Annotated in this window: 28 protein-coding genes and 1 pseudogene; 21 read left to right on the top strand and 8 right to left on the bottom strand. The window is 63.7% G+C overall.

Features of this window, described 5'->3' with window-relative positions; all coding sequences use genetic code 11:
• Positions 1 to 5 precede the first annotated feature (5 nt).
• From ACMI1Q_RS02135 to ACMI1Q_RS02125, 3 genes are read left to right on the top strand one after another with little or no spacing between them, the layout of a single operon-like run.
• Positions 6 to 548 carry a flavodoxin family protein gene (locus tag ACMI1Q_RS02135; RefSeq protein ID WP_419068283.1) on the top strand — a complete coding sequence of 181 codons (543 nt, stop codon included), beginning with the start codon at positions 6 to 8 and terminating at the stop codon, positions 546 to 548.
• Positions 545 to 1,087, top strand: coding sequence for a cyclophilin-like fold protein (locus ACMI1Q_RS02130; RefSeq protein ID WP_419502649.1), 543 nt, complete (start codon positions 545 to 547; stop codon positions 1,085 to 1,087). The genes ACMI1Q_RS02135 and ACMI1Q_RS02130 overlap by 4 nt, the downstream gene beginning before the upstream one ends.
• Positions 1,088 to 1,143: 56 nt before the next feature.
• The gene (locus ACMI1Q_RS02125; protein ID WP_419502648.1) at positions 1,144 to 1,617 is read left to right on the top strand and encodes a TspO/MBR family protein; all 474 of its coding nucleotides are present in this window, start codon (positions 1,144 to 1,146) and stop codon (positions 1,615 to 1,617) included.
• 44 nt (positions 1,618 to 1,661) lie between these two features.
• On the opposite strand, the gene ACMI1Q_RS02120 is transcribed toward ACMI1Q_RS02125, so the two are convergent.
• Entirely contained in the window at positions 1,662 to 2,336 is a 675-nt protein-coding gene (locus tag ACMI1Q_RS02120) for a cob(I)yrinic acid a,c-diamide adenosyltransferase (protein ID WP_419502647.1), read from the bottom strand.
• A 1-nt stretch (position 2,337) separates the two neighbouring features.
• Here ACMI1Q_RS02120 and bcp point away from each other — a divergent pair, with 1 nt between their 5' ends.
• The 4 genes from bcp (at position 2,338) to ACMI1Q_RS02100 (ending at position 5,313) form a co-directional block, all read left to right on the top strand.
• Complete coding sequence (gene bcp, locus ACMI1Q_RS02115; RefSeq protein ID WP_330055723.1) at positions 2,338 to 2,802, top strand: thioredoxin-dependent thiol peroxidase; 465 nt, start codon at positions 2,338 to 2,340, stop codon at positions 2,800 to 2,802.
• Positions 2,803 to 2,806: 4 nt separating this feature from the next.
• Positions 2,807 to 3,160: a rhodanese-like domain-containing protein gene (locus ACMI1Q_RS02110; RefSeq protein WP_419502646.1), complete on the top strand. Its 354-nt coding sequence runs from the start codon at positions 2,807 to 2,809 to the stop codon at positions 3,158 to 3,160.
• The gene (yaaA, locus tag ACMI1Q_RS02105) at positions 3,157 to 3,900 is read left to right on the top strand and encodes a peroxide stress protein YaaA (protein WP_419502645.1); all 744 of its coding nucleotides are present in this window, start codon (positions 3,157 to 3,159) and stop codon (positions 3,898 to 3,900) included. Before ACMI1Q_RS02110 ends, yaaA begins: the two co-directional genes overlap by 4 nt.
• Before the next feature lie 147 nt (positions 3,901 to 4,047).
• Positions 4,048 to 5,313 (top strand): amidohydrolase family protein, encoded by a 1,266-nt coding sequence (locus ACMI1Q_RS02100; protein WP_419502644.1) that lies wholly within the window; start codon positions 4,048 to 4,050, stop codon positions 5,311 to 5,313.
• 64 nt (positions 5,314 to 5,377) lie between these two features.
• Here ACMI1Q_RS02100 and ACMI1Q_RS02095 read toward each other — a convergent pair whose 3' ends face one another.
• The 5 genes and pseudogenes from ACMI1Q_RS02095 to ACMI1Q_RS02075 all read right to left on the bottom strand — a co-directional run.
• On the bottom strand, positions 5,378 to 6,214 hold the full coding sequence (locus ACMI1Q_RS02095; RefSeq protein WP_419502643.1) for a carbohydrate ABC transporter permease: 837 nt from the start codon (positions 6,212 to 6,214) through the stop codon (positions 5,378 to 5,380).
• Between the two features lie 12 nt (positions 6,215 to 6,226).
• Positions 6,227 to 7,117, bottom strand: coding sequence for a carbohydrate ABC transporter permease (locus ACMI1Q_RS02090; RefSeq protein ID WP_419502642.1), 891 nt, complete (start codon positions 7,115 to 7,117; stop codon positions 6,227 to 6,229).
• Positions 7,118 to 7,215: 98 nt separating this feature from the next.
• Complete coding sequence (locus ACMI1Q_RS02085; protein WP_419502641.1) at positions 7,216 to 8,088, bottom strand: extracellular solute-binding protein; 873 nt, start codon at positions 8,086 to 8,088, stop codon at positions 7,216 to 7,218.
• Between the two features lie 533 nt (positions 8,089 to 8,621).
• Positions 8,622 to 10,043 (bottom strand): FAD-dependent oxidoreductase, encoded by a 1,422-nt coding sequence (locus tag ACMI1Q_RS02080; RefSeq protein ID WP_419502640.1) that lies wholly within the window; start codon positions 10,041 to 10,043, stop codon positions 8,622 to 8,624.
• Between the two features lie 298 nt (positions 10,044 to 10,341).
• Positions 10,342 to 10,779 (bottom strand): annotated as a pseudogene (locus tag ACMI1Q_RS02075) (FAD-dependent oxidoreductase); the annotation flags it as partial.
• Positions 10,780 to 11,049: 270 nt separating this feature from the next.
• Here ACMI1Q_RS02075 and ACMI1Q_RS02070 point away from each other — a divergent pair.
• The 14 genes from ACMI1Q_RS02070 (at position 11,050) to ACMI1Q_RS02005 (ending at position 24,304) form a co-directional block, all read left to right on the top strand.
• Complete coding sequence (locus tag ACMI1Q_RS02070; protein WP_419502639.1) at positions 11,050 to 11,985, top strand: helix-turn-helix domain-containing protein; 936 nt, start codon at positions 11,050 to 11,052, stop codon at positions 11,983 to 11,985.
• 136 nt (positions 11,986 to 12,121) lie between these two features.
• Complete coding sequence (locus tag ACMI1Q_RS02065; protein WP_177521822.1) at positions 12,122 to 12,790, top strand: lysoplasmalogenase family protein; 669 nt, start codon at positions 12,122 to 12,124, stop codon at positions 12,788 to 12,790.
• 258 nt (positions 12,791 to 13,048) lie between these two features.
• Positions 13,049 to 13,819, top strand: a complete 771-nt coding sequence (locus tag ACMI1Q_RS02060; protein ID WP_417026496.1) for a metallophosphoesterase family protein — start codon at positions 13,049 to 13,051, stop codon at positions 13,817 to 13,819.
• Positions 13,816 to 14,529 (top strand): tyrosine-protein phosphatase, encoded by a 714-nt coding sequence (locus ACMI1Q_RS02055; protein WP_419502638.1) that lies wholly within the window; start codon positions 13,816 to 13,818, stop codon positions 14,527 to 14,529. Before ACMI1Q_RS02060 ends, ACMI1Q_RS02055 begins: the two co-directional genes overlap by 4 nt.
• 257 nt (positions 14,530 to 14,786) lie before the next feature.
• Complete coding sequence (locus ACMI1Q_RS02050) at positions 14,787 to 16,109, top strand: sugar ABC transporter substrate-binding protein (protein ID WP_330058541.1); 1,323 nt, start codon at positions 14,787 to 14,789, stop codon at positions 16,107 to 16,109.
• Positions 16,110 to 16,172: 63 nt separating this feature from the next.
• Positions 16,173 to 17,075 (top strand): carbohydrate ABC transporter permease, encoded by a 903-nt coding sequence (locus ACMI1Q_RS02045; protein ID WP_419502637.1) that lies wholly within the window; start codon positions 16,173 to 16,175, stop codon positions 17,073 to 17,075.
• Between the two features lie 5 nt (positions 17,076 to 17,080).
• The gene (locus ACMI1Q_RS02040; RefSeq protein ID WP_394978582.1) at positions 17,081 to 17,935 is read left to right on the top strand and encodes a carbohydrate ABC transporter permease; all 855 of its coding nucleotides are present in this window, start codon (positions 17,081 to 17,083) and stop codon (positions 17,933 to 17,935) included.
• 117 nt (positions 17,936 to 18,052) lie between these two features.
• Entirely contained in the window at positions 18,053 to 19,030 is a 978-nt protein-coding gene (locus ACMI1Q_RS02035) for a LacI family DNA-binding transcriptional regulator (protein ID WP_419502636.1), read from the top strand.
• A gap of 105 nt (positions 19,031 to 19,135) precedes the next feature.
• Entirely contained in the window at positions 19,136 to 20,032 is an 897-nt protein-coding gene (locus tag ACMI1Q_RS02030; protein WP_419502635.1) for an adenylylsulfate kinase, read from the top strand.
• 6 nt (positions 20,033 to 20,038) lie between these two features.
• Positions 20,039 to 21,700 carry a glycosidase gene (locus ACMI1Q_RS02025; protein WP_419502634.1) on the top strand — a complete coding sequence of 554 codons (1,662 nt, stop codon included), beginning with the start codon at positions 20,039 to 20,041 and terminating at the stop codon, positions 21,698 to 21,700.
• A gap of 132 nt (positions 21,701 to 21,832) precedes the next feature.
• Complete coding sequence (locus ACMI1Q_RS02020) at positions 21,833 to 22,336, top strand: GNAT family N-acetyltransferase (RefSeq protein WP_419502633.1); 504 nt, start codon at positions 21,833 to 21,835, stop codon at positions 22,334 to 22,336.
• Between the two features lie 65 nt (positions 22,337 to 22,401).
• Positions 22,402 to 23,259 (top strand): AraC family transcriptional regulator, encoded by an 858-nt coding sequence (locus ACMI1Q_RS02015; RefSeq protein ID WP_419502632.1) that lies wholly within the window; start codon positions 22,402 to 22,404, stop codon positions 23,257 to 23,259.
• Positions 23,260 to 23,410: 151 nt separating this feature from the next.
• On the top strand, positions 23,411 to 23,794 hold the full coding sequence (locus ACMI1Q_RS02010; RefSeq protein WP_419502631.1) for a rhodanese-like domain-containing protein: 384 nt from the start codon (positions 23,411 to 23,413) through the stop codon (positions 23,792 to 23,794).
• A gap of 54 nt (positions 23,795 to 23,848) precedes the next feature.
• Positions 23,849 to 24,304 carry an arsenate reductase ArsC gene (locus tag ACMI1Q_RS02005; RefSeq protein WP_419502678.1) on the top strand — a complete coding sequence of 152 codons (456 nt, stop codon included), beginning with the start codon at positions 23,849 to 23,851 and terminating at the stop codon, positions 24,302 to 24,304.
• Positions 24,305 to 24,356: 52 nt separating this feature from the next.
• Here the strand turns inward: ACMI1Q_RS02005 and ACMI1Q_RS02000 are convergent, their stop codons facing one another.
• Complete coding sequence (locus ACMI1Q_RS02000; RefSeq protein ID WP_419502630.1) at positions 24,357 to 24,707, bottom strand: DUF2200 domain-containing protein; 351 nt, start codon at positions 24,705 to 24,707, stop codon at positions 24,357 to 24,359.
• 15 nt (positions 24,708 to 24,722) lie between these two features.
• Entirely contained in the window at positions 24,723 to 25,229 is a 507-nt protein-coding gene (locus tag ACMI1Q_RS01995; RefSeq protein WP_419502629.1) for an AAA family ATPase, read from the bottom strand.
• Positions 25,230 to 25,296: the final 67 nt, after the last annotated feature.

Below are 25,296 nucleotides of genomic sequence, written 5' to 3'. Positions count from 1 at the left end.
ACATCATGAGCAAACGGGTGCTTGTCATCTCCACCAGCCTGCGCGGGGATTCCAACTCCGACCTGCTGGCGCAGCAGTTCGCCCAGGGCGCGCGTCAGGCGGGCCACGAGGTGGAGGTCATTTCGCTGGCGGGCAAAGACATTCGCTTTTGCAAGGGCTGCCTTGCCTGCCAGACCACCGGCCGGTGCGTCATCCATGACGACGCGGATGCCATCGTGCAGGAGAAGATGCTCCATGCCGACGTGCTGGTGTTCGCCACCCCCATCTACTACTACGAGATGAGCGGCCAGATGAAGACCCTGCTGGACCGGGCCAACCCCCTCTATTCCGCCGACTACGCCTTTCGGGAGGTGTGGCTGCTGGCCTGCGCCGCCGAGGAGGGCGACGAGGTGTGGAAGCGGGCCGCCGAAGGGCTTGGCGGCTGGGTGGAGTGCTTCCCCAAGGCGAAGCTGGCGGGCGTTGTGTTCGGCGGCGGCGTCACCGCGCCGGGCGAGGTGCGCGGCAGCGAAGCGATGCAGCGTGCCCTGGACGCGGGCCGGGCGCTGTGAGCCGGGCGGTGCGTCCGGGCCGGGCGCTGGCCCTGCTGCTGGCGCTGGCGCTGACCGGCTGCGGAGCTGCCTCTGCGCCGCAGAGGGCGGAGACCGCGCCGACGGCCGAGCCCTTTGTGTCGGGCACGCCCAAAAAGAGCGCCCCGCAGGAGACCGGCGGCCCCTCTGCCGCCCCACAGGAGGAAGAAACGATGCTGTACATTCAAATCGGAGATGCCACCCTCACCGCCGTGCTGGAGGATAACCCCTCTGCCCAGGCGCTGGCGGAGCTGCTGGAGGATGGCCCCGTCACCCTGGAGGCGGAAAACTACGGCGGCTTTGAAAAGACGGCCCGGCTGCCCGAGGCTCTGCCCCAAAACGATGCCCGCATCACGGCAGGGCCGGGGGATGTGATGCTGTATCAGGGGGATACGGTGGTGCTCTTCTACGGCAGCAACACCTGGTCCTACACAAAGCTGGCCCATATCACCGAGACCGAAGGCCTCGAAGCGGCCTTGTCCGGCGGCGAGACCGCTTTCACCCTCTCGCTGCAGCCGTGAGGGGCCGCGGCGCATAGCTGTGCCCTTTGCTGCATACCCTACCAGAGGGTGATACAATGAAAAAATTTCCCTGGAAGACCTATGCGGCGTGGATACTGTTGGCCGAGGCGGTGGGCGGCCTGGCGGGCTGGCTCACCCGGGAGGGCACGAAGCTCTACACCGAGAGCATCGTCCAGCCGCCGCTCTCGCCGCCGGCCATCGTCTTTCCCATCGTCTGGGCTGTGCTCTACGCCCTGATGGGCGTCAGCGCCGCCCGCATCTGGATGGCCCCGCCTTCCGGTGACCGGCGGCTGGGCCTGCGGCTTTTCGCCGGACAGCTGGCCTTCAACTTCTTTTGGAGCATCATCTTTTTTGGCCTCCAGTGGTTCGGCTTCGCGCTGGTGTGGCTGGTGGCGCTGTGGGCGCTCATCGCGGCCATGGTGCTGGTCTTTTACCGCGTGGAACTGCTGGCGGCGCGGCTGCAGCTGCCCTATCTTGTGTGGGTGGCCTTCGCGGGCTACCTCAACGCCGGGGTGTGGCTGCTGAACTGAAACAAAAAAGGATGGACCCCCGCGGGGCCCATCCTTTTGTTTTGTCACATCTCGATGCCGGTGCGGGCGGGCACCCCGGCGTGGAAATAGTGCTTTACTTCGCCCATCTCGGTGACCAGGTCCGCCCGCTGCATCACCTGCTCGGCGGCCCAGCGCCCGGTGAGCACCAGCTCGGTGTGCTCCGGGCGCTCGTCCATCAGCCGCAGCAGGTCCTCCACGGCCAGCAGGCCCAGATGCTCCGCCACAAGAATTTCGTCCAGCACCACCAGATCGTACCGCCCGCTCACGAGGGCAGCCCGGGCCTTTTCATAGCCCGCCCGGGCGCAGGCGGTGTCCCGTTCCCGGTCCGGGCCGAAGAGCTCCCCGCCGCTGCCGTACTGCTCCATTGTCACGGCATGGCCCAAAAACCGGCGCAGGGCTTCGGCCTCGCTGGTGTCGCCGGTCTTCATGAACTGGCCGAAGTAAATATCCATTCCCGCGCCGGCGGCCCGCAGCATCAGGCCCAGGGCGGCGGTGGTCTTGCCCTTGCCGTTGCCGGTGTACACCTGCACCTTTCCCTCAGAAAGCTTGTTCATTCGTTTCTCCTTTTCAGCGCCGCAGCGCCGTTTTTTCTCTATTATACCCGGAACCGCCCGCCCCGCCAAGCCCGCCGCCGGTGATGTTATCACGGTGGGCGGCCGGTTTTGTGATATAATAAAAATAAAAAAGGGGATGGGCATTATGTTGGAAGTTGGCATGAAAGCGCCGGAATTCACGCTGCAGGACCAGGACGGACGCGAGGTGAGCCTTGCGGATTATCGGGGCAAAAAGGTGGTGCTCTATTTTTACCCGAAGGACAGCACTCCCGGCTGCACCCGGCAGGCCTGCGCCTTTGCGGGCTCGGTGCGCGAAATCGAAGCCGAGGGCGCGGTGGTCATCGGCGTCAGCAAGGATTCCGTCGCCTCCCACCGCAAGTTTGCCGATAAAAACGGGCTGCCTTTCACGCTGCTCAGCGACCCGCAACTGGAGGCCATCCAGGCCTACGGCGTCTGGCAGGAAAAGAAACTCTACGGCAAGGTGAGCATGGGCGTTGTGCGCACCACCTTCCTCATCGACGAGGAAGGCGTTGTGGCGGCGGTGATGCCCAAAGTCAAGCCGGACACCAACGCCGCCGACGTGCTTCGGCTGCTGAAAGGGGAGGAGTGAAACGATGAACGGACTGTTTTCCACCCTGTTCGGGGCCGGGCCCAAGGGATACCAGCAGATCAGCCAGCAGGAAGCCAAAAAGCGGATGGATGCCGGCGGGGTGCTGGTGCTGGATGTGCGCGAACCCGATGAATACAACAGCGGCCACATCCCCGGCGCGGTGCTGCTGCCCCTGAGCACCATCAGCGAGGCCAGCGCCGCCTCGGTCATCGGCGGCAAGGACGCCGAGGTGCTGGTCTACTGCCGCAGCGGCAGCCGCAGCAAACAGGCGGCGGCCATGCTGGCCCGGCTGGGCTATACCAACATCTTTGAGTTTGGCGGCATCATGACCTGGCCCTATGAGGTGACGGCGGAATGAAGATCATCATTTCCCCGGCCAAGAAGATGAAGACGGACGACGTTCTGCCCTGGCGGGACCTGCCGGCCTTTCTGGAAAAGACCGACCGGCTGCTGGCGGCGCTGCGGGCGATGCCCGCCGCCCGGCTGAAAAGCCTGTGGAAATGCAGCGACACCATCGCCGAGGAAAACCTGCGCCGGCTGGAAAGGATGGACCTGCGCCGCGGTCTCACGCCGGCCATTCTGAGCTATGAGGGCATCCAGTACCGCTACATGGCGCCGGATGTGTTCACCGACGCGCAGTTTGGTTATCTGCAGGACCATCTGCGCATCCTCTCCGGCTTTTACGGCCTGCTCCGCCCCTTCGATGGGGTGACGCCCTACCGGCTGGAGATGCAGGCGAAGCTGTCGGTGGACGGCGCGAAGGACCTCTACGCCTTCTGGGGTGCGGACCTGGCATCAGCGCTGACACAGGATGCCGGCTGGGTGCTGGACCTGGCCTCGAAAGAATACAGCGACGCGGTGGCAAAGCACCTGCCGCCTTCGGTGCGGCTGGTGCGGTGCGTCTTCGGCGAGGAGCAGGAGGGCCGTGTGGTGGAAAAGGGCACCCTGTGCAAGATGGCCCGGGGCGAGATGGTGCGCTATATGGCTGAGATGGGCGCCGAACGCCCGGAGGACCTCCTTGCCTTCGACCGGCTGGGCCACCGCTTCTCGCCTGAGCACTCGTCGGAAAATGTGCTCGTGTTCCTGCGAAATGGATGAAGCGGCCTCCAAAGCGCTCCCGGGCAGCCGGGAGCGCTTTCTTCCGTTTGGAACAAGGCGGAAAAAACTTGCGTTTTTCGTGCCTTTCCCGTACAATAAACTGCGGCCGGCCATCCGCCGGCATCACGCAAAACCAAGGAGAACACAATGGAACGAACCTTTGCCCTGAAGGGCAATCTTATTTTTACGCCTGCCTGCGGCCGCCTGGAAGTGCGGCCGGGGCAGTATCTCGTCTGCGAGGACGGGCTGGTGGCAGGGATTTTTGAGACCCTGCCGGAGCGGTTCGGGGGCATCCCCGTCCATGACCACGGCGACCGGCTCATCCTGCCCGGACTGGTGGACCTGCATGTCCACGCCAGCCAGTACGCCTACCGGGGCCTGGGCATGGACATGGAGCTGCTGGACTGGCTGGAAGAAAACGCCTTCCCAGAGGAGGCCCGTTTTGCCGAACAGGAGTACGCCGCGGCGGCCTACCGGGTGTTCACCGATGAACTGACCCGCAGCGCCACCACCCGGGCCTGCGTCTTTGCCACGGTGCACCAGCCCGCCACCCTGCTGCTGATGGAATTGATGGAAAAGGCGGGCCTGCGGGGGTTTGTGGGCAAGCTGAACATGGATTCCAACTGCCCGGACTATCTGCGGGAGACCACCGACGGCTCGCTGGCCGAGACCCGCCGCTGGCTGGAGGAGAGCGCCGGCTTTTCCGCCGTGCGCCCGGTCATCACGCCCCGCTTCATCCCCAGCTGCTCGGAGAAGCTGATGAACGGCCTGGGCGAACTGCAGCGGCAGTTCGGGGCGGCGATGCAGTCTCACCTGTCGGAGAATCTCTCCGAGATCGAGTGGGTCAAACAGCTGCGCCCCTGGGCCCGGTTCTACGGCGAGGCCTACAGCCGGCCGGGCCTCTTCGGCGGCGAGTGCCCCACCGTGATGGCTCACTGTATCTGGAGCGGCGAGGAGGAGCGGGCCCTGATGAAGGAACAGGGCGTGTTCCTGGCGCACTGCCCCCAGTCCAACATGAACGTGTCCTCCGGCATCGCCCCGGTGCGCACCTGGCTGAACGAGGGCCAGAAGGCGGGCCTGGGCAGCGACGTGGCCGGCGGCGCGCATCTTTCCATCTTCCGCGCCATGACCGACGCCATCCAGTGCTCCAAGCTGCGCTGGCGCCTGGTGGACGACAGCCTTGCAGCCCTCACCCTGCCCGAGGCGCTCTATCTTGCCACCAAGGGCGGCGGCGAGTTCTTCGGCAAGGTGGGCAGTTTTGAGCCGGGCTATGAGTTCGACGCCATCGTCATGGACGACAGCACCCTGCCCACCACCCGCCAGTGCACCCTCACCGAGCGTCTGGAACGGGTGGTCTGGCTCTCCGACGGGCTGCCCCTCGCCAAGTATGTGGCCGGGCGGCGGCTGTTCTGAAACGCAAAAACAATAAAAGAGCGGCATCCACGGGGATGCCGCTCTTTTTTGCTTCTGAAAAAATTTATCCCTTCACCGCGCCGGAGGTGAGGCCCTGGATGAAGTAGCGCTGCAAAAAGACGAAGATGATGGTCACCGGCACGGCGGACACCAGCGAAGCGGCCATCATGGCGCTCCAGTTGGTGGACGCCTCGCCCAGGAAGGTCATCACCAGACCGGGCACCAGGGTGCGGCGGGCGGTGTCGGTGACGAGGGTCATGGAGTAGAGCAGGTCGTTCCGGCTCCAGGCGAAGCCGTAGATGGCGATGGAGATCATGCCGGGCACCGCCATGGGGAAAATGATCTGGAACATGATGCGGGCGTGGCCCGCGCCGTCGATCTTGGCGCTCTCGATCAGCGCGTCGGGCAGCTGGTCAAAGTAGCTTTTCAGCGTCCAGGTGCCCACCGGCAGGGTGAACACCACATAGCTGATGAGCAGCGCCCAGTAGCTGCCCAGAAGGCCGGTGCGCTGCATCAGCACATAGATGGACAGCAGCAGGATGGCCTGGGGGAAGGCCTGGCTCATCATGAACAGGCCCATGATGAACTTGCGCCCCCGGTAGCGGAACTTGGAAAAGCTGTAGCCCGCGAAGGCGCACACGATGGTGGCCATGAAGCTGCTGGCGAAGGACACCAGCAGGCTGTTGCGCAGATAGCCCATGATGGTGGGATCCCTGATGATGTTCAGGATGTTCTCCAGCGTTTTGGGCCCGGTGAAGAAGGTGAGGGTGAAGGTGTCGGAGCTGGGCTTCAGCGCCGTGTTGATCATCCACAGAAGGGGCAGGAACACGAACGCGCCGATGAGCACCAGGAACACCCAGAAGAAGATGCGGAACCCGATGGTTTTCTGAAACATTTTCATTCCGTCACCCCCTTAGTCGGATTCATTGACCTGCCGCAGATACACGAAGCTGAAGCAGGCCAGCAGCAGTGCCCAGATGGTGCCCACGGTGGCCGCCTTGCCCATGTCCCAGTTCTTGAAGGCGGTGGTGTACACCTCGATGGACAGGGTGGTGGTGGCCCGGGCGGGGCCGCCCTCGGTCATGGTCCAGGGCAGGTCGAAGTGCTGCAGGTTGCCGATGGTGCCCAAAGCCAGCACCAGCGTCACGATGGAGCGCATCTGGGGCAGCACCACGTGCAGGAAGGTCTGCCAGTTGCCGGCACCGTCGATGCGGGCGGCCTCGATCTGGTCCGTGGAAACGCCCTGCAGCCCGCCCAGCAGGAAAGCCATGTACCAGGGCAGCATCTGCCGGGAGCGGGCGATGACCACGCACAGCAGCGCCGTCTGGGTCTGGCCCATCCAGGAAACGCCCTTGTCCAGGATGCCCAGGTTCGTGAGCAGGCCGTTGAGCACACCGTACTGGCCGTTGAAGATCCAGCTCCACAAAAAGCCGATGGCGATGCCGGGGATGATCCAGTTCACCAGCGTCAGGCCCCGCAGCAGCTCGCTGCCCTTGAAGCCCTGGTTGAGCAGGATGGCCCAGATGAAGCCCAGCACGAAGGGGATGAGGGTGGCCAGCACCACGAAGAGGGCGGTGGTGCCGAGGGTGGGCAGGAAGTAAGGGTCCTTGAACACCTTGACGTAATTCTCCAGCCAGACCCAGTCGTAGTCCGGGTAGAGCAGCGATCGGTCGGTGAAAGACATGAGCACCGCGTCCACAAAGAGATACAGGATGATGGCGGCGAATGCTGCCAGACCGGGCACCACCAGCAAGAAGCCCACCTGACGGTCGGTGAGCCGGCCGCCGTTTTTGATACCTTTCACGGAAAAGCCTCCTTAGCAGCCGGGGCCGTCCCGCGTTTTGGGGCGGCCCCGGTCAGGTCAGTTGTGCCCGGCAAGGGATTTGCGCAGGCGCAGGGGGGTTACAGGGCGTTCAGGCGGCTTTCCATGTCGGCCACGGCCTGTTCCGCGGTCTTCTGGCCCAGCAGGGCGGCCTGCAGTTCTTCGGTGATGACGCTCTTGACTTCGCTGGCGTTGGTCATGCGGGCGGTCTCCTCCAGCCGCGCGGTGGCGGTAGACTCCAGGAAGCCGTTCAGGTAAGCGTCGTTCTTGACTTCTTCCTTCTCGGAAGCGCTCACGGTCACAGGGGGCATGCCGTTGTTGGTGAAGTAGTCCATGGCGACGTCGTCGCTCACCAGGGTCAGGGCCAGATCGGCGGCCTGCTCCTTGTATTCGCTCTTGTCAAAGATGACCAGCATGTGGCCCCACATGGTGGACTGGGGCTGGTCGCCGGCGTTCAGAACGGGGCGGGGCATGGCGCTGCAAACATTGACCACGTCCTCGGGGGCAACGCCGTTGCTCACGGCCTGGCCCTTGGCGACAACAGCGTCGTCATAGAAGGCCATCTTGCCCTGGGCGAACATCTGACGGGCCTCGCTGCGGCCGGTGTCCATGGCGATGTAGCCCTTGGCCAGCATGTCCTGATACCACTTGACGCACTCCACGGCGGCCTCGCTGTTGATGGTCACAGAGCCGTCCTCGCCGAAGATGGCGCCGCCGAAGGTCCACAGCCAGGGCATGAAGTCGCCGGCGCAGGTGTCGTCCTTGGTGGAAACGCCGTAGGGCACGATGCCCTCGCCCAGCGCGGCCACGTCGGCCAGGCACTGCTCAAACTCTTCCATGGTGGTGGGCACGGTGTCCCAGCCGGCGCGGGCCAGGATCTCGGGGTTGTAGACCATGGTGATGGAGGCCATGCTCCAGGGAAGAGCCAGCTGCTTGCCGTCCACATTGCCCACGTCCAGGGCGGACTGGGTGAAGTCTCTTTCAGATACTCCTCGCCCAGGATGTCGTTCCAGTCGGCCAGAACGCCCGCCTGCGCCACGGTGTTGAAGATGCCGATGTCCACCTGGGCCAGGTCAAGCTGCTCGGAGCCCTGGTTGCGGATGAGCAGCTGCTGAGCGGTGTCCGCCCAGGTCCAGCCCACTCAGGTCACGGTGTTGCCGCCGGCCTCTTCGCAGGTGGTGCGCATGCGCTGGAAGATCTCCTTGGAGGCCTCTTCCTCGCCGGACCAGCCGGCCCAGACGATGTTCACCGGCTCGGTGGACCCGGAGCCGCTGTCCCCGGTGGAGGCAGGGGTGGAGCCGCCGGTGGAGGCGGGGGTGCCGCCTCAGCCGGCCAGAAGGGAAACAGCCATGAGCGCGCTGAGGCTCAGCGCCAGCATTTTTCTCATTTTCATTGTGATTCTCCTTTGTCCTGTATTTGATGTTCGGATGATTGAATGGGCCCTATCAAACCGGTGATCCTGCGTTTGGGCGTCCCCGTGCTCAAATCACCGGTGTTGCCTGTATACGCGCACCTCGAACAGATGCGCCCGTTCGTCGCCCCAGGTCTTTTCGCAGACCAGGCGCAGCGCCGTGGCCGTCACGGCCTCCCCGGCGGAAAGCTCCAGCAGCCGCCGCCGGTTGCCGGTGCAGCAGGCCACCGTCCGCCAGCCGTTTTCCGTCAGCGCCTGCACGCTCACATCCCGCATCAGCTGGGGCGGCATGCCCTTGCGGGCGGCGAATTTGTGGTGATCCTCCCAGTGGTCGGTGCGGCTGCTGGGGATCTCCATCGAGAGCTCCGGGTCAAGATACAAAAGGATGGTGTCGAAGGTGCGGGGCGTGTCCCAGCGCAGCTCCAGCCAGGGCGCGGCCTCGGGGGCCGAGCACCACAGGTGGGGCTGCCGCCACACGCGGCTGCATCCGTCGACCACGTTCTCCGGGGCGTAAAAGCTGTTCTTTCCGGGCAGGAAGAGGGAGTCGCGGTATTCCGGGGCGTCGGCCCTGCCGCACAGGATGCCCGGCGCTCTTCGCTCCGCCAGTGCCAGCGAGACGCCGGGGGCGGGGTCGAATACAAGCATACCATACTGCCCCTGCGCCTGGGAAGGGAAGAGGGCGTCCAGCCAGTTCTCCCCGGCGGTCAGCCGCCAGCTCTGTTCACCCGCCGGCTGGCCGGGGCACAGGCGGCTGGGCAGGGGGCAGCAGTGCCAGACCGCCTGCAGCGTGGCGGGCGCGTCGGCCCGCACCAGAAAGCGGCCGCGGGGCTCGTCGGGGCAGGGGCAGGCGACGAAGCCGCCCTGTTCCAGTGAGAACCAGCCGGCGGCAGGCCCTTCTTCGGGCTGGTAGCGGGAGCTGGCGGTCACCGCCGCGTCCCGGGCCAGGTCCTCCGGGTCCTGGTTGGAGAGGCCCGGCAGGAACATGTCCTCCCGCAGCAGGGTCTGGCGGATGCGCTCCACCTCTTCGGGAGCCAGCGTCGCGGGGCTTTTGCCCCACCGCAGGCAGCCCCAGGCCAGCGCCGCGGCGGCCTGGCCGGAAAGGCCGCAGGTGTTCATCACCCGGGTGGAGACGAAGGCCTCCCGGCGGGTGCCGATGTTCCGCCCCGCGAACAGCAGGTTGGGGAAATCGGCGTGATACAAACAGCGCAGCGGCACGGCGTAGACGTTCACCGGGATCTGGGTGCAGTTGTCCTCGTCGCTGCCGATGCCCTCGGCGGGGTGGAAATCCATGTACCATCCGCCGTAAAAGCCGCCGTCGGCAAAATCGGTGTGGCGCAGCACATCCTCCTGGCTGAGCAGATAGGCGGTGTCCATCCGGCGGGATTCCCGCTTGCCGGGCAGGCTGCCCACCCACTCCAGGGTGTAGCAGGCGGCGTTGAAGCGGCCGCTGTTCTTTATGTAGTTCCAGATGCCCATCACGATGCGCCCGCAGCTCAAAGGCGATGTCCTGCGCGTCGGCGATGGTGTTGCGCAGCCCGCCGTATTCGAACCACCAGCAGTCGCTGCCGCTCTGGGTCTCGGACACGATGCGCCCGCCCCGGCCCAGCGGGGCCTCCACCTCTTCTAGGCTGTAGGCGTAGGAGGGCGGCACAAAGGCCACCGGGTGGTCCTCCTTTTTTACATAATAGAGGATGGAACTGCCCAGCAGTGCGGTGGGCTCGGGAGCAGCGTCCTTGCGGAACAGATGCTCGCCGATCCAGTAGGGCACGCCCGCCCTCGCCCCCACCGACCCGTCGCCGGTGGCGTCGATGAACATTTTGGCGTGCACCCGCCAGGTGCGCTCGCTGGCCTGCTGGCTGCCCTGCACCCAGAGCAGTCTGCGGTCCCGCACCTCCACTTCGGTGACGTCGGTGTTCAGAAGAAGGGTCAGGCCCGGCTGACTGGTCACCGCGTCCAGAAGCACGTCGTCCCAGAACAGGGGGTTGCCGTCGGGATTGGTGTAGAGGTTGCGCATCTTCAGCGCGCCCAGCACGCCCATCTCCTCGCTGAACAGGTTGCCAGCGCCCACAGCGCCCCGGGTCCACACCCGGATCTCGCTGCTGGAATTGCCGCCCAGCACCGGGCGGTTCTGGATGAGCACGACCTCAAGGCCAAGGCGCGCGGCCTCCAGCGCCGCACAGACGCCGGCGGGGCCGCCGCCCACCACGGCCAGATCGGTGTATAACTCTTTCATGCTTCCACACACCTTTGTTGAGAGCAGATTATTCCACTTGAACAGGGCCTTGCCCGCAAAAGGATTCGCCTGTTTTCCCGTTAAACATAAAAAATCAAGAAAAAGAAGAAACTTTTTGTTTGATTTGTCTCCATTCTAACAGCAAATGCGGCCCGCCGCCATGATTGTTTTGCTTTGCTTCTGGATTATTCTGCACTAAGTTGTTGACGCTGAGCGAAAGATGGGCTACACTGGATGCAGAGAAACGGCCCGGCAAAGGAGGGAAAAAGGATGGCAAACCCGTACCAGAGCGTGGGGGATTATCTGCAGTTCATCCGGGACAAGTACAACGTCCAGATCTGCGTGAAGGACTTCGGCGGCTTCATCCACATCAACAAGGACCTGTCGGAGGCGCTGGACCCCTTCCTTGCCCACACCAACCCCTTATGCCTGTACATGAAAAGCGAGCCGGAGCGCTTCCACGTCTGCCTTTCCATGATACGCAAGATGCACGACAAGCTGCTGCGCACCCAAAAGCCTTTCTTCGGCGTCTGCCACGCGGGGCTGGGGGAGTATGTGGTGCCGGTGTATTCCGGCGATCTGCTGCTGGGCACGGTGAACGCCGGCTTTTTCCAGACCAACGAGGCCCGCACCCGCTGGTGCATCGCCCACGCCTGCCGCTGCAGCGAGGGGCTGGAGACCGAACGGGCGCTGGAACTCTATGCCGCAAACATCGCCACGCCCACCATCCCGGTGGACGATTTGCTGGTGGAGCTGCAGCTGGTGGCGGGGCACCTGGGCCAGTCCTATCAGGCGCTGAACAACACCCACGCCGCCCCCAACATGGCCCGGCGCTACCAGAATTCCAGCGAGGACACCATCTTCTCCCACGCGGTGGAATATGTGCACATCAACTGCACCCAGCACGTCTCGCTGCCCGAGCTGGCGCGCTTCTGCCATTGCAGCGAGAGCTACCTCAGCCACCTGTTCAAGCGGCACGCCGGGGTGAACGTGAGCACCTATGTGAACAAGGTGCGGGTGGAGCAGGCCAAGGGCATGCTGCGCTACAGCCTGCTGCCGGTGGCGGACGTGGCGTGCGCCTGCGGCTTCAACGACCCGAACTATTTTTCCCGGGTGTTCGCCCGCATCATGGGCATCCCGCCCTCGGAGTACCGCCGCCGCTTTCTGGACATCGAGACCCGCCAGCCGCCGCCGCAGGCGCGGTGAAGAACTGCGGGGCAGATACAAGAATCGGCCGCCGCGGCGGGCAGACAGGACCCCCGGTGATGTGCTATCCTTAAAGAAATGAAGCGACCCGCCCCCGCGCACAAGAGCGCAATGAAAACAAGGAGGGGACCGCCCTGTGAACGCCGCCCTGATCGCGGGCATGCTGCTGGCCTACACTGCCGCGCTGTGCCTGCTCATCCGAAAAGCCTGTTCCGCCCGCAAAAGCTATCTGGCAGAAAAAATTCTGTGCAGCCTGCTGTTTGTGGCGGTGGCGGGCGTGTCCGCCAAGCTGGGCAGCCGGCCCGAGGCCTTCGTGCACCTTGCGCCCGCTTTGGGCTGCTGCGTGACGGGGGACGTGCTGCTGGCCGTCTACAACCGCCGCCGCAGGCTGCCCTGGTTCGTGGCGGGCGGCGTGTGTTTTCTGGCGGGGCACGGGCTGTTCGTGTGGGGGCTGTGCCGCCTGCAGCCGGTGGGCTGGCCGGTGCCTGTGGCTGCCGCCGCCGGCGCGCTGGGGGTGCTGGCGCTGAGCCGCCTGCCCGGCATGCGCTTCGGCCGCCTGTTGCCCATGGCGGCGGTCTACGCGGCTTTCGTCTCCGCCTTTCTGGGCAAGGGGTTCCAGCTGGCGGCGGGCCTGGGCCAGCCCTGGTGCTTTCTGGTGCTGGCAGGCGCGGCCCTGTTCTGGGTGTCGGACCTGCTGATCTTGTTCCTTTATTTTTACCGCACCTCCCACCCGGCGGTGCACGCCGCAAATCTGGCCACCTATTATTACGGCATGTTCCTGGTGGCCATCAGTCTGGGCTTTTGAGCAAAACGAAGCGCAGCGCCTCCCGGCAGGGAAGGCGCTGCCTTTTTTTGCCCTTTTTCGCAGCGGGCTTTTCCCGGGAAAAGCCCGCTGCTGCGGCACTTTCGGGGGCTTTCGGCACGCTGCGCGGGCAGGGGAGAGCCCGCGTGCCCCTCTTGCACTTTGACGGTGCCGGGGTTAGAATTACATCTGTGACGCACCAGCGGACGGACTGCCGCCGGGGCGCGTCGGATATTTGGCTGACCGAAGGGGGATACGGAAATGAAGGTTCTGGTGATCTCGGACGTGCACAGCAACGTCTGGGCGCTGCGGGAAGTGCTGCGGGCGGAGCAGGGGTTCGACCTGCTGGTGTGCGCGGGCGATTATGTGGACTACGGCATCGCGCCCAAAGAGACCATCGCCCTGGCGCGCTCGGTTCCCGGCGCGGTGCTGGTGCAGGGCAATCACGACAAGCTTCTCACGGAAATTTACGACAGCGGTGAATACCGCACCAAGAAAGGCCATGACTTCAAGTGGTCTCACGACAACTGCCTCAAGATGGACGGGGAGGACATCGAGTTCCTGCGCACGCTGCCCATCCACCAGTCCTTCGAGGCGGACGGAGTGCGCTATCTGGTCCAGCATCAGTACAAGAGCGACTACTCCACCGTGGAGTGCCGCTTCCTGTTCGACCAGTTCTGGGCCGAGCACGCGCCCGCCGCGCCCGACGGCGTGCGCCGCTGCATGATCTTCGGCCACTCTCACCGGCAGGCGGCGCACTGGCTCTCCGGCGACCGGCTTTGGCTGAACCCGGGCAGCGTGTCCTACCGCCGGCCGGACGACCCGGAAAAAACGGCCCAGTACGCCGTCATCGAAAACGGCGAGATCTCCCTGCGCCAGGTGCCCTACGACGCCTCCGCCCAGCTGGCGGCGGCCAAGGAGTACCTCGCGAAGGACGCCATGATGGAGACCGAACTGCAGGACTTCTTTTTCTTCTTCGGCAACGCAAAAACTTCCCGTGACCCGCTGGTGCGAAAGGAGAGCGACAAATGAGCATGGTCCGGCGCATCCCCATGGACGGGGTGATGAACTTCCGCGACCTGGGGGGCTTTGCCTGCCCCGGCGGCGTGACCCGGTGGAACCGCATCTATCGCAGTGCCGCCCTGGCCGACGCTTCCCCCGAGGATGTGGAACGGCTGCGCCGCAGGAACATCAGGCTGGTGCTGGACCTGCGCTATCCCCATGAAGTTCAGGCGCGGCCGGACGTGGCCATCCCCGGTGTGCAGAACCTGAACTTTCCCCTACTGGGCGACTTCCCCATGGACAAGCTGCCCATCAACGGCGAGGTCAAAAGCACCAGGAGTCTCTACCGCATGTACCGGCTGATGCTGCGCCACGGGGGCGAGGCCATCCTGGGCGCTTTCCGGGCGCTGCTGGCGTGCGACGGCGCGGTTTTGTTCCACTGCGCCGCCGGCAAGGACCGCACCGGCGTTTTCACCATGCTGCTGCTGGCGCTGGCGGGGGTGGAATGGGCCGACATCCTGGCGGACTACACGGTGAGCGAACTCTATCTGGAGGGCCTCACCACCGACATCTCCGGCTCCAACGTGCACAACATGCGCATGCTGCGCGCTTTTCTGGAAAAGGAGTACGGCTCGGCGGAGGAATATCTGCTGGAACTGGGCGCCTCGAAGGAGGAACTGGACGCCTTCCGCAGCCTTTTCGTCTGCCCCGAGGGGGACAACGAACAGGGCGGTTGGTGATAACGCACAAAGGAATGGTGACCTCTTTGGATGATACAATGAAATTTATGTCCACCGGTTGACATTTTTCTTTGCGGTTTTATAATTAAGACGTGCTCAAGGGAAAAGCGAAATCGACAGATGAGCGGAAGAAAGGCGGAGCAGGAGGGATTTACTGCCCCCGCCGGTCCTTCTGTTCTGATGATTTTTTCTTGCAAAATATGTCAATCGCTTGACCGAAAAAAGACGGATGTTGCTTTGAAAGGAGAAGTATCCAAATGAAGAAAATGATGAAACGGGTCGTGGCCGGCGCTCTGGCTCTGTCCATGACGGTGCTGATGGCGGCCTGCGGCGGCTCCGATGAATCCACCGGTTCCGTTGCCCAGACTTCCAGCGGCAGCACTGCCGGCGCCACCTCCATCAAGGTGTGGGTGAGCTCCGGCGCGGAGGACGATGTCTACCGCGAGACCTTCGACAAGATGGAGACCGAGCTGGGCATCACCATCAACGACGAGTACTATCCCAAGGACGAGCTGGACAGCAAGCTGCAGGTCGCGCCCGTGGTGGGCGACGCCCCCGACATGATCGTGGCCGACTACCTGCTGATCCCCGGCTACTATGAGACCGGCATGATCCAGCCCATCGACGAGTACATCAGCGACGATCTGAAGAGCGACCTGCTGCAGTCCGTCATCGCCGAGTCCACCTACGACGGCAAGATGGTCTCCACCGCGCAGTTCGACTCCGGCCTGGCTCTGTGGGCCAACAAGTCCATGCTGGAAGAGGCTGGCGTGCGCATCCCCACCAGCTACACCGATGCCTGGACCAAGGAAGAGTTTGAGGATGCTCTGGCCAAGCTGAAGGCCAGCGGCGTGGAGTACCCCATGTACCTGCGTCAGAACAACCCCTCCTCCCTGTACTACACCTACATGCCCTTCGTGGTCAGCTTCGGCGGTGACTACATGAACCGCGACACCATGCTCACCGAGGGCGCGCTGGACAGCGAAGCCAGCATCGCCGCCTTCGACTACATCTCCTGGATGATCGACCAGGGTTATGTGAACGCCGCCTGCGACTATGAAGATGCCTTCTACGGCCGCAAGGAGAGCGCGCTGTCCCTGACCGGCCACTGGATGTACACCCAGCATGTGGATGCTCTGGGCGACGACGCCATCATCATCCCCATCCCTGACTTCGGCAACGGCGTGTACACCTGCACCGGTTCCACCGTCTGGGCCATGACCACCGCCGCCGTGGACAACGGCGTGGCCGACGCTGTCTGGAGCGTGATGGAAAAGAGCATGGACCCCGAGTACATCAACATGGTGACCGACGTGAACGGCGCCATCCCCTCCCGCCTGTCTGTGATGGAGCAGGACCCCGAGCTGCAGGAAGGCGGCCGGCTGTACCTGTACCGCGAGCAGCTGGAGGCCAACATCGCTGTGCAGCGGCCTCTGACCCCTGCCCACATGACCATTTACAGCGCTATGCAGTCTGCCATTGCTGACATCATCGCCGGTGCGGACGCCGGTGAGACCCTGACCGCGACCGCCCAGTCCATCGACGACATCATCGTTGAGAACGGCTGGAATAACGAGTAACACTGGAAGGGGGAGCGCCGCCGGCGCTCCCCCTTTTCTTCTTCATAAAGGATGTGAAACTGGTTGAAAAAACTTCACTTCAAGGGCATGAAGACCCGCACCCAGGAGGCGCTCACCGGCTGGCTGTTCAGCGCCCCGGCGCTGATCGGCGTGGCCATCTTCATGATCGTGCCCTTCTGCATGTCGGTGGTCTATTCCTTCACCAACAAGATGCTGGTGCAGAAGCCGGGCGAGCCCCTGCAATTCACCTTTCTTGACAACTACATCAAGCTGTTCACCAACGATCTGGCCCATCAGGCTTTCATGAACACCCTGCTCTACGCCGTGATGGTGGTGCCCACCACCATCCTGCTGGGCACCCTGCTGGCGGTGTTCGTGAACAGCAAGCTGCGGGGCGTGAAGATCTTCCGCACCATCTACTTCAGCCCCCAGGTGGTCACCATGACCGTTGTGGCGGTGGTGTGGTCCTTCATCTTCTCCTCCAGCGAGTCCGGTCTGATGAACTCCGCGCTGCAGCTGTTCGGCCTGGAGCCTCAGCGCTGGCTGCAGGACACCCACTGGGCCATGTTCTGTATCGCGGTGATGTACATCTGGCAGTCTCTGGGCCTGCAGATGCTCATCGTGCTGGGCGGCCTGCAGTACATCCCCGAGGAACTGTACGAGGCGGCCTATCTGGACGGCTGCAACACCTTCCAGAAGTTCTGGCGCATCACCGTGCCCATGCTGAAAAACACGCTGGTTTATGTGCTCATCTCCACCACCATCAACACGCTGAAACTGTTCACCCAGGTCTACGTGCTGACCAACGGCGGCCCGCAGAACGCCACCACCTCGGTGGTCTACCTGCTGTACAAATCCGGCTTCATCAACCAGCAGGTGGGCTATTCTTCCGCCATCGCCGTGGTGTTCTTCATCATCGTGTTCGTGATCTCTGAGATCCAGAACTACATCATCGGAAAGGAGTGAGACGATTGACCACTGCAGCAAGCAAACAGAGAAAAATGTTCTCGCTCCTGGCGCACTACATCGGCTATGTGCTGATCGCCTTTCTGTTCATCGCGCCCATCGTCTATCTGGTGGTGTCCTCGCTGAAGAACGACACCCAGATCGTGGCCGACATGTCCACCTTCAAGGCGTTCCTGCCGGTGGGCGAACTCTCGCTGGACAACTACGTGGCCGTCATCCAGAAGGTGGACTTCCTCAAGTTCTTCAAGAACTCCGCCGTGGTGGCCGTGATCTATGTGGGCGTGGCCACCATCATCAACGGCATGATCGGCTATGCCCTGGGCATGCTGGAGTTCAAGGGCAAGCGGCTGGTCATCTCGCTGGTGATCGCCCTGTCGGTCATCCCCACCGAGGCGGTCATCATCAACCGCTTCCTGGTGGCCAACGAGCTGGGCATCCTCAACTCCTACATCGGCCTGGCCATCCCCACGGTGGCCTATCCCATGTTCATGTTCCTTTACTACAACCACTTCAAGGGCATGCCCAAGGAACTGATGGAGGCCGCCATCGTGGACGGCGACAGCTACGCCGGCATCTTCTGGCACATCATGTTCCCGCTGTCCAAACCCATCATCGCCACCGTGGCCATCATGGGCTTCATCCGCTCCTGGGGCGATCTGCTCTGGCCCACCCTGGTCACCCGTGACGAGACCTACCGCACCCTGCCTCTGGCGCTGCGTGCCTTGTCCACCGACGTGTACATCTTCTGGGGCCAGATCTTCGCTTTCGCCACCCTGATGACCATTCCGGTGTTTGTAATCTTCCTTCTGTTCCAGAAGCAGTTTATCCAGTCGCTGGCCATGAGCGGCATCAAGGGCTGACAAAGGCTCTGCCGCCGCGCCGGGCCCCGCAAAGTGGCGGCGGGGCATCTTCCCTCCTGCCGCTTTGCGCTGTATAATAATGGCAAACGAGCTTTGCAAGGCAGGAGTGATTGCAGTATGGCAACGATCAAAGATGTGGCGCTGCATGCCGGCGTCACGGTGACCACGGTCTCCCGCGTGCTGAACAATCGGGGCTACATCAGCGAAAAGACCCGCCAGAAGGTGTATGAGTCCATGCGGGCGCTGAACTATCAGCCCAACGAGCTGGCGCGGGCGCTGTACAAAAAGCAGAGCAAGGTCGTGGGGGTCGTTGTGCCCTCGCTGCTGCATCCGTATTTTTCCGCCTGCGTCCACTACCTGGAAAAATACGCCGCCCGCCAGGGCTACAAGATCATGGTGTGCAATTCCAAACGGGAGCGCAAAAGCGAGATCGAATACATCGAGATGCTCAAGTCCAACAAGGTGGCGGGCATCGTGCTCTGCACCCGCACCGGCGAGCTGGCCGACATCCTGGACGATTCGCTACCGGTGGTAACATTGGAGCGCTCCATCTCCGACAAGATACCGGCCATCATGTGCGACAACTACCAGGGCGGCGTGCTGGCTGCCCGGTGCCTGCTGGACCGGGGCCGCAAAGGCATCGCAGTCTTTCCCGGCCAGCCCAAGGTGCAGCTGCCCGGCGAATTGCGCGTCACCGGATTTCTGGACACCTGCCGCCAGGCGGGGGTGGAGCCCATCGTGGTGACCACCGACGAGAGCCAGTTCGCCGCGCGGGACTACCGCGGCACCATCCGGGCGGCGCTGCGGGCGCACCCGGAGATCGACGGCGTGTTCGCCACCAGCGACGTAATGGCGGCCCAGGTGATCCAGGAGTGCGGCAAAATGGGCCGCAGCATCCCGCAGGACGTCAGCCTGGTCGGCTTTGACGATGTGGACATCGCCAGCCTGACAACCCCCCCGCTGACCACCATCCATCAGCCGCTGGAACAGATGTGCGAGTATGCAGTGGATGGCATCCTGCGCAAATTGAGGGGAGAAACCGTGCCCGTAAAAACCATCCTGCCCGTTTCGCGGGTGGATCGGGAATCGGTGTAGCGCATCGCCTGTGCTCTCAAAGCACGGCGGTGTGTTCCGCCGTGCGCTTATGGCGCGTCCCGGCCCCGCACACAGCAGGGCGGGCATGCTCATAAGGAGAAGAGTATGAACACGAATACCATTATGCACGGCGACATGCCGGGCGATAAGGTGGAGATCAACGATTCCCACCGGACCAAAGCGGCCCGCATCCTGCCGGTGCTGCTGGAAAAACTGGAGCCCATCCGGGCTGCCAACCCCCACGGCCGCGCGGTCGTCTGCGTGTGCGGCGGCAGCGGCGTGGGCAAAAGCGAGATCGCCAGCCTGCTGGGTCAGGCTTTGCAGGACGGCGGCCTCGGCTGCTATGTGCTCAGCGGCGACAACTACCCCCACCGCATCCCCGCCCAGAACGACGCCGAGCGGCTGCGGGTGTTCCGCTGCGGGGCCCTCAAGGGCCTTGTGGGCAGCGGGCTGTACACCGAGCAGGTGAAGAACGAGCTGCTGGACCTGCAGCGGCAGGATGTGGACTGCGATCCGGCCCAGGCTGCCGGCCGTCCCTGGCTGCAAGTCTACCAGCAGGAAGGGAAAAAGGCGCTGGCGGGCTATCTTGGCAGCGACAAAGAGCAGGATTTCGCCCAGCTGAGCGACATCATTTCCCGGTTCAAGAACGGCGCCGGGAGCATCTATCTCAAGCGCATGGGCCGCACCCCGCTGGACCTGTGGTACGACCGGGTGGATTTTTCCGACAAAAAGGTGCTCATCATCGAGTGGACCCACGGCAACAGCGACGGCTTTTCCGGGGTGGACCTGCCCATCCTGCTGAACAGCACCCCCCAGGAGACGCTGGAGCACCGCCGCAGCCGCAACCGGGACGGCGGCGTGGACCATCCCTTCACCACCATGGTGCTGGAGATCGAGCAGCGCCTGCTTGAATCGGCGGCCCACAAGGCGGCCATCATCGTGGCCAAAAACGGCGACCTGCTCACCTACGGGCAGTACCGCGAACTGATGGCACGGGGGTGAGCGGCGATGAAAGAATTGTCGAGCGGGCCGATGCTCAACGCCTATCCGGACAGCATCGGCGGCCAACTGGCGGACATCGTGGCCTTTTTGAGCCGCGATGAACTCAAGAACGTTTTCTCCTCCTTCTACATCCTGCCCAGCGTCTTCAACACCGACCTGGACCGGGGCTTCTCGGTGGTGGACTACTCCCTCAGCGAGGACCTGGCCCGGCGGGAGGATCTGGACGCGCTGCGCGCCCTGGGGCTGGATCTCAAGCTGGACTTCGTGCTGAACCACGCCTCGGTGCTCAGCCCCCAGTTCCAGAGCATGGTCCATGACCCCGACTCGCCCTACAAGGATTTCTTCATCGACTGGAACGAGTTCTGGAAGGGCGAAGGGGAGATGACCGAGGAGGGCTACATCCTCCCGGACAAAAAACATCTGGACCGCATGTTCTTCCGCAAGCCGGGGCTGCCCATCCTGATGGTGCGCATGCCCGACGGGCGGGACGTGCCCTATTGGAACACCTTCTATCAGCAGGTGGATTATCAGGTGCCCACAGTGCAGCAGCTGATGCATGCCAGCGGCCTGCAGTACACCCGCGCTTTGCGCCTGCACCAGCGCATCGCCCCGGCCCTGGCGGAGGGCAAGACCCCCGCCGAACTTGACTTCACCGGCTTCGAAGGGGAAAAGCAGACTGTGTGCGGTTGGCTGGAGGCTCACCGGGAATACCTGGGCCAGATGGATCTGAACATCCGCTCGCCGCTGGTGTGGCAGTTCTACGACGACACCCTCAAGACGCTGGCGGGCTACGGCGCGCGCATCGTCCGGCTGGACGCCTTCGCCTACGCGCCCAAGGCGGTGGGGGAGAAGAACTTCCTCAACGAGCCGGGCACCTGGGACCTGCTGGCCAAGGTGGACGAGCTGGCGAAGAAGTACGATCTGGACCTGCTGCCCGAGATACACGCCAGCTACGGCGAGAAAATTTACGAAAAAATCGCCCGAAAAGGCTACATGACCTACGACTTCTTCCTGCCGGGGCTGCTGATCGACGCCTTTGAGCACAAGAACGCCGACTATCTGCGCCGCTGGGCGGGCGAAATCCAGGCGGGCGGCCTGCGTGTGGTGAACATGCTGGGCTGCCACGACGGCATCCCTCTGCTGGACCTGAAGGGCCTGATGCCCGACGAGCGCATCCAGGGCCTCATCGACGCGGTGGTGGCCCGGGGCGGCTACGTCAAGGACCTGCACGGCGCCAAGAACATGTACTATCAGGTGAACGCCACCTATTACAGCGCCCTGGGCGAGGACGACGCCAAAATGGCGCTGGCCCGGGCCATCCAGATGTTCATGCCCGGCAAGCCCCAGGTGTGGTATCTGGACCTGTTCTGCGGCAAAAACGACCACGAGGCGGTGCGCCGCGCCGGCCCCGGCGGCCACAAGGAGATAAACCGCACCAACATCCCGCCGGAGGCCATCGACGGCCTGCTGCAAAATCCCTGTGTGCTCGAACAGCTGGACCTGCTGCGCCTGCGCAGCACCCACCCGGCCTTTGGCTTCGACAGCGAGCTGGAGATCGGCGGCGAGGGCAGCACCCTGGAGCTGACCTGGCGCAAGGGCGGGGAGTGGGTCTCCCTCCACGCCGACCTGGCCAGGGCGACGTATTCCATCACCGGCACTTCTCTGTAAAAAAAGCAAACCGGCCGCGCCGCGGCGGGCGTTCTGCCCGCTGGGGCGCGGCCCTTTTTTTGCGCCCGGGAAAGACAGCGCGCCTTCCCCTGTGCTATACTGAGAGCAGCAAGCCGAAGGAGGAAACGAAACATGGAGCGGTCGGCGCGGCAAAAAACGAAAGAACAGCAAACGGCGGTCCGGCTGGCCCGTCCGGAGGACATCGACGCCTGGATGGAGCTGGTGGACCGGGTGAAGGCGGACTTCCCGGGCCTTGAGACTGAGGCGGCCTTGGCGGAGCACCGGGCCGCGGTGCTCCGCTTCATCGAAAAGTCCTCCGCGGTCTGCGCGGCGGGAGAGGGGCGCATCCTGGGGGCACTGCTGTTCTCAAACGAAAACAGCATGCTCTGCTTTCTGGCGGTGGACCCGGCCAGCCGCAGGCAGCACATCGCCCGGCGGCTGGTGGACTTCATGCTGGCGCGGATGGACGCAGGCAGCACCGTCACCGTGACCACCTACCGGGAGGGCGACCCGCGGGGCGCCGCCGCCCGGGCGTTTTACAGGCGCATGGGCTTTTCGGAAGGGAAGCTGGGGGAGGAGTTCGGCTGCCCCGTGCAGGAGTTCACCCTCAAAGGAAAGGCCGCCGGACAAAGATGAGCACGGAAAATCGGGCGCGGACGGCCGCTTTCCGGTATGCTGGAGCCAGAAGGAGGGTGTGACCAATGGACTGGGTAGAGAGCATCCCTCCGGCGGTCCGGTATATCGAGCAGCATCTCCGGGAGGAGCTGACCATCGGGGACATCGCACGGCAGGCGGCCCTTTCGCCCTTTTATTTTCAAAAGGGCTTTGCCATGCTGTGCGGCATGACGGTGGGCGACTACATCCGCCAGCGCCGGCTTTCCGCCGCCGGGCTGGAGGTCCTCACGACGGACCGGAAGATCATCGACATCGCGCTGGAATTCGGCTACGACTCGCCGGACAGCTTCACCAAAGCCTTTGCCCGCTTCCATGGGCTCACACCTGCCGCACTGCGAAAAAGCGGAGGCGCGGCCCGTTCCTTTGCTCCGCTTCGGATCAAAGTGACATTGGAAGGTGGTCAAAACATGGATTGCAAGATCATGAAAAAAGAGGCGTTCACCGTGCTCTGCCGGGCAAAGAAATTCAAGTACGAGGAAGGTGCGGAGGCGGTGCCCCGGTTCTGGGCCCAGCACTTTGCCGCGGGCGGCGGCAAAGTGGTGCGCGGGGTCTACGGCATCAACCTGGACGAGAGCATGGGCGGCAGCGAGTTCGAGTATCTCATCGCGGACAACTACGACCCCGCCGCCGAGGTGCCGGAGGGCTTTGTCACCCGCACCATCCCGGCCCACACCTGGGCGGTGTTCCCCTGCACCGGGCGCATGCCCCAGGCGCTGCAGGGGCTGAACCAGCAGATCTTCTCCCAGTGGCTGCCCACGAACCCCGACTACAAGATCGCCGCGGGCATCAACGTGGAGCTGTACAGCGACGCCAGCAGGTTCGAACGCGGCACCCAGCACCAGGACTACTACTGCGAGGTCTGGCTTCCGGTGGAAAAGAAATAAAAGCATCCGGCTCCCGTGTTCGGCGGGAGCCGGATGTTTTTGCCTTTGGCCGAAGATTGACAGACCCGCGCCGGGGACGGTATGATAGAGAAACGAAAAAACGCCGGCGGGGCCGCCCGGCCCCGGCCCGGTTCCATTGGGAGGTCCACAGATGAAACGATTCCTTGCCCTGCTGCTTGCCCTTTGCCTTCTTGTGCTGGCGGGCTGCGGGCAGCAAGCCGATGCCGCCTACCGGCAGATCAGCCAGGAAGAGGCCAAAGAGATGATGGACGCCGGGGACGCGGTGGTGCTGGACGTGCGGGAACAAAGCGAATACGACGAGGGCCACATCCCCGGGGCGGTGCTGCTGCCGGTGGGCTCCATCGACGAGGACACCGCCGCCGCCGTCATTCCCGAAAAGAGCGCCACGGTGCTGGTCTACTGCCGCAGCGGCAACCGAAGCAAGACCGCGGCCGCCGCGCTGGCGGAACTGGGCTACACCGATGTGTGCGAGTTTGGCGGCATCAACACCTGGCCCTATGAAATTGAGCAATAAGAAAAGGGGAGAATGAGCGTGGACCGAGAAGAATGTCTGCCCTGCAAAGCGCCGATGGAAGGCCCGGCCCGGGACGAAAAGACGGAGCGCGCCGCCCGCCGCAAAAAGCCGAAGGTGGCCTTCCTCTGCGTGCACAATTCCTGCCGCAGCCAGATGGCGGAGGCGCTGGGCAAAAAGCTGGCCGCGGACGTGTTCGAGAGTTTTTCCGCCGGCACCGAGCCCGGCGCGAGGATAAACCCCGACGCGGTGCGCCTGATGAAGCAGGTCCACGGCGTGGACATGGAGCTGACCCAGCACAACAAGCCCCTCTCGGAACTGCCCCCGGTGGATGTCGTGGTCACCATGGGCTGCGGGGTCAAATGCCCCTTCCTGCCCTGCGCCCACCGGGAGGACTGGGGCCTGGATGACCCCACCGGCCGGGAAGACGGCGCGTTCTTGGAGGTGATGGCCCGCATCGAGGAAAAGGTGCTGGACCTAAGACGCCGCATTTTGTCGGGGGAACTGAAATAAAGGGAAAAGGCCGCACGAAAACCGTGCGGCCTTTTTTATCTGCGGCAGGCGCTCAGCCCCGCAGAATTTTCTCCATGGGGCGGCCCTTGGCCAGTTCATCCACCAGCTTGTCCAGACGGCGTATCTCCTGCATCAGCGGGTCTTCGATGTCCTCCACCTTCACGCCGCACACCTTGCCGGTGACAAGAGTGCGGGCGGGGTTCATGGCGGGAGCGCCCCGGAAAAAGTCGCCGTAGCTGGTGCCGTCCTGCTCCATCCGGGCCAGGTCCCCGGGCGTATAGCCGGTGAGCCAGCCGGTCACCCGGTCCACTTCCTCCCGGGTGCGGCCCTTCTTCACGGCCTTGGCCACCAGCAGGGGATAGAGCTTTGCAAAGGGCATCTGTGTCACGTCAGCGCGGGGCATGAAAACGCCTCCTTTTCAAAAATCAACAGAATAGTCCTTGTCGATGAGGATGTACTCGGCGCCGTGCTCGCGGCAGGCCTCCAGCGCCAGGGCGTTGTCCCGAAGAAGGCCCTCCAGGGTGCAGTCGTCGCTCGTTCGGCGCTCCGCGTCGCAGGCATGGGCCAGAATGTCCCCGTAATGGGCGCGGATGTAACTTTCGCTCATCACAAGGCAGCGGTATCGGATGTGGGCAAGGTACTTTTCGGAAAAGTCCTTCGCCCAGTCGAAGGGGATGTAGCACCCTTCCACGATGAGGTCCTGCCCGTTTTCGATGGCGGTCTTGACCATCTCCCGGGCCACCGGCCACAGAAGTTCGGTCAGCTCGCGGTCGCTGCTCAGAGGGGTCAGGCGGGTGCGGCCGCTGCGGATGAGGCCCATCTTCAGATGGTCGAGGGAAAGGCAGAAGCAGCCGTACCGCTTCACCAGCCGCTGGGCAAGGGCGGTCTTTCCCGTGTGGGATGCCCCCGCGATGAGAATGATCATGGCGCTGACTCCTCCCGGCGCGTTTTGGCGGGGCGGCTGCGGCCGCCCGCAGCTTCATCATAGCACG

Origin of the sequence: Candidatus Allofournierella excrementavium (genome assembly GCF_048526665.1) — a bacterium.
In the GTDB taxonomy this organism is placed as follows: domain Bacteria; phylum Bacillota; class Clostridia; order Oscillospirales; family Ruminococcaceae; genus Allofournierella_A; species Allofournierella_A excrementavium.
Note: the sequence above shows the minus strand (reverse complement) of the source record. Positions and strands in the feature narration are given on the sequence as shown.

Bases quoted from the DNA above. Each gene is read 5' to 3' on its own strand.
- ACMI1Q_RS02135 (WP_419068283.1), top strand. From the start codon at position 6: ATGAGCAAACGGGTGCTTGTCATCTCCACCAGCCTGCGCGGGGATTCC.
- ACMI1Q_RS02095 (WP_419502643.1), bottom strand. From the start codon at position 6,214: ATGAAAATGTTTCAGAAAACCATCGGGTTCCGCATCTTCTTCTGGGTG.
- ACMI1Q_RS02005 (WP_419502678.1), top strand. From the start codon at position 23,849: ATGGAAGGCCCGGCCCGGGACGAAAAGACGGAGCGCGCCGCCCGCCGC.
- ACMI1Q_RS02020 (WP_419502633.1), top strand. From the start codon at position 21,833: ATGGAGCGGTCGGCGCGGCAAAAAACGAAAGAACAGCAAACGGCGGTC.
- ACMI1Q_RS02010 (WP_419502631.1), top strand. From the start codon at position 23,411: ATGAAACGATTCCTTGCCCTGCTGCTTGCCCTTTGCCTTCTTGTGCTG.
- bcp (WP_330055723.1), top strand. From the start codon at position 2,338: ATGTTGGAAGTTGGCATGAAAGCGCCGGAATTCACGCTGCAGGACCAG.
- ACMI1Q_RS02125 (WP_419502648.1), top strand. From the start codon at position 1,144: ATGAAAAAATTTCCCTGGAAGACCTATGCGGCGTGGATACTGTTGGCC.
- ACMI1Q_RS02050 (WP_330058541.1), top strand. From the start codon at position 14,787: ATGAAGAAAATGATGAAACGGGTCGTGGCCGGCGCTCTGGCTCTGTCC.
- ACMI1Q_RS02055 (WP_419502638.1), top strand. From the start codon at position 13,816: ATGAGCATGGTCCGGCGCATCCCCATGGACGGGGTGATGAACTTCCGC.
- yaaA (WP_419502645.1), top strand. From the start codon at position 3,157: ATGAAGATCATCATTTCCCCGGCCAAGAAGATGAAGACGGACGACGTT.
- ACMI1Q_RS02070 (WP_419502639.1), top strand. From the start codon at position 11,050: ATGGCAAACCCGTACCAGAGCGTGGGGGATTATCTGCAGTTCATCCGG.
- ACMI1Q_RS01995 (WP_419502629.1), bottom strand. From the start codon at position 25,229: ATGATCATTCTCATCGCGGGGGCATCCCACACGGGAAAGACCGCCCTT.
- ACMI1Q_RS02100 (WP_419502644.1), top strand. From the start codon at position 4,048: ATGGAACGAACCTTTGCCCTGAAGGGCAATCTTATTTTTACGCCTGCC.
- ACMI1Q_RS02035 (WP_419502636.1), top strand. From the start codon at position 18,053: ATGGCAACGATCAAAGATGTGGCGCTGCATGCCGGCGTCACGGTGACC.
- ACMI1Q_RS02025 (WP_419502634.1), top strand. From the start codon at position 20,039: ATGAAAGAATTGTCGAGCGGGCCGATGCTCAACGCCTATCCGGACAGC.
- ACMI1Q_RS02120 (WP_419502647.1), bottom strand. From the start codon at position 2,336: ATGCCCATCCCCTTTTTTATTTTTATTATATCACAAAACCGGCCGCCC.
- ACMI1Q_RS02000 (WP_419502630.1), bottom strand. From the start codon at position 24,707: ATGCCCCGCGCTGACGTGACACAGATGCCCTTTGCAAAGCTCTATCCC.
- ACMI1Q_RS02060 (WP_417026496.1), top strand. From the start codon at position 13,049: ATGAAGGTTCTGGTGATCTCGGACGTGCACAGCAACGTCTGGGCGCTG.
- ACMI1Q_RS02015 (WP_419502632.1), top strand. From the start codon at position 22,402: ATGGACTGGGTAGAGAGCATCCCTCCGGCGGTCCGGTATATCGAGCAG.
- ACMI1Q_RS02110 (WP_419502646.1), top strand. From the start codon at position 2,807: ATGAACGGACTGTTTTCCACCCTGTTCGGGGCCGGGCCCAAGGGATAC.
- ACMI1Q_RS02030 (WP_419502635.1), top strand. From the start codon at position 19,136: ATGAACACGAATACCATTATGCACGGCGACATGCCGGGCGATAAGGTG.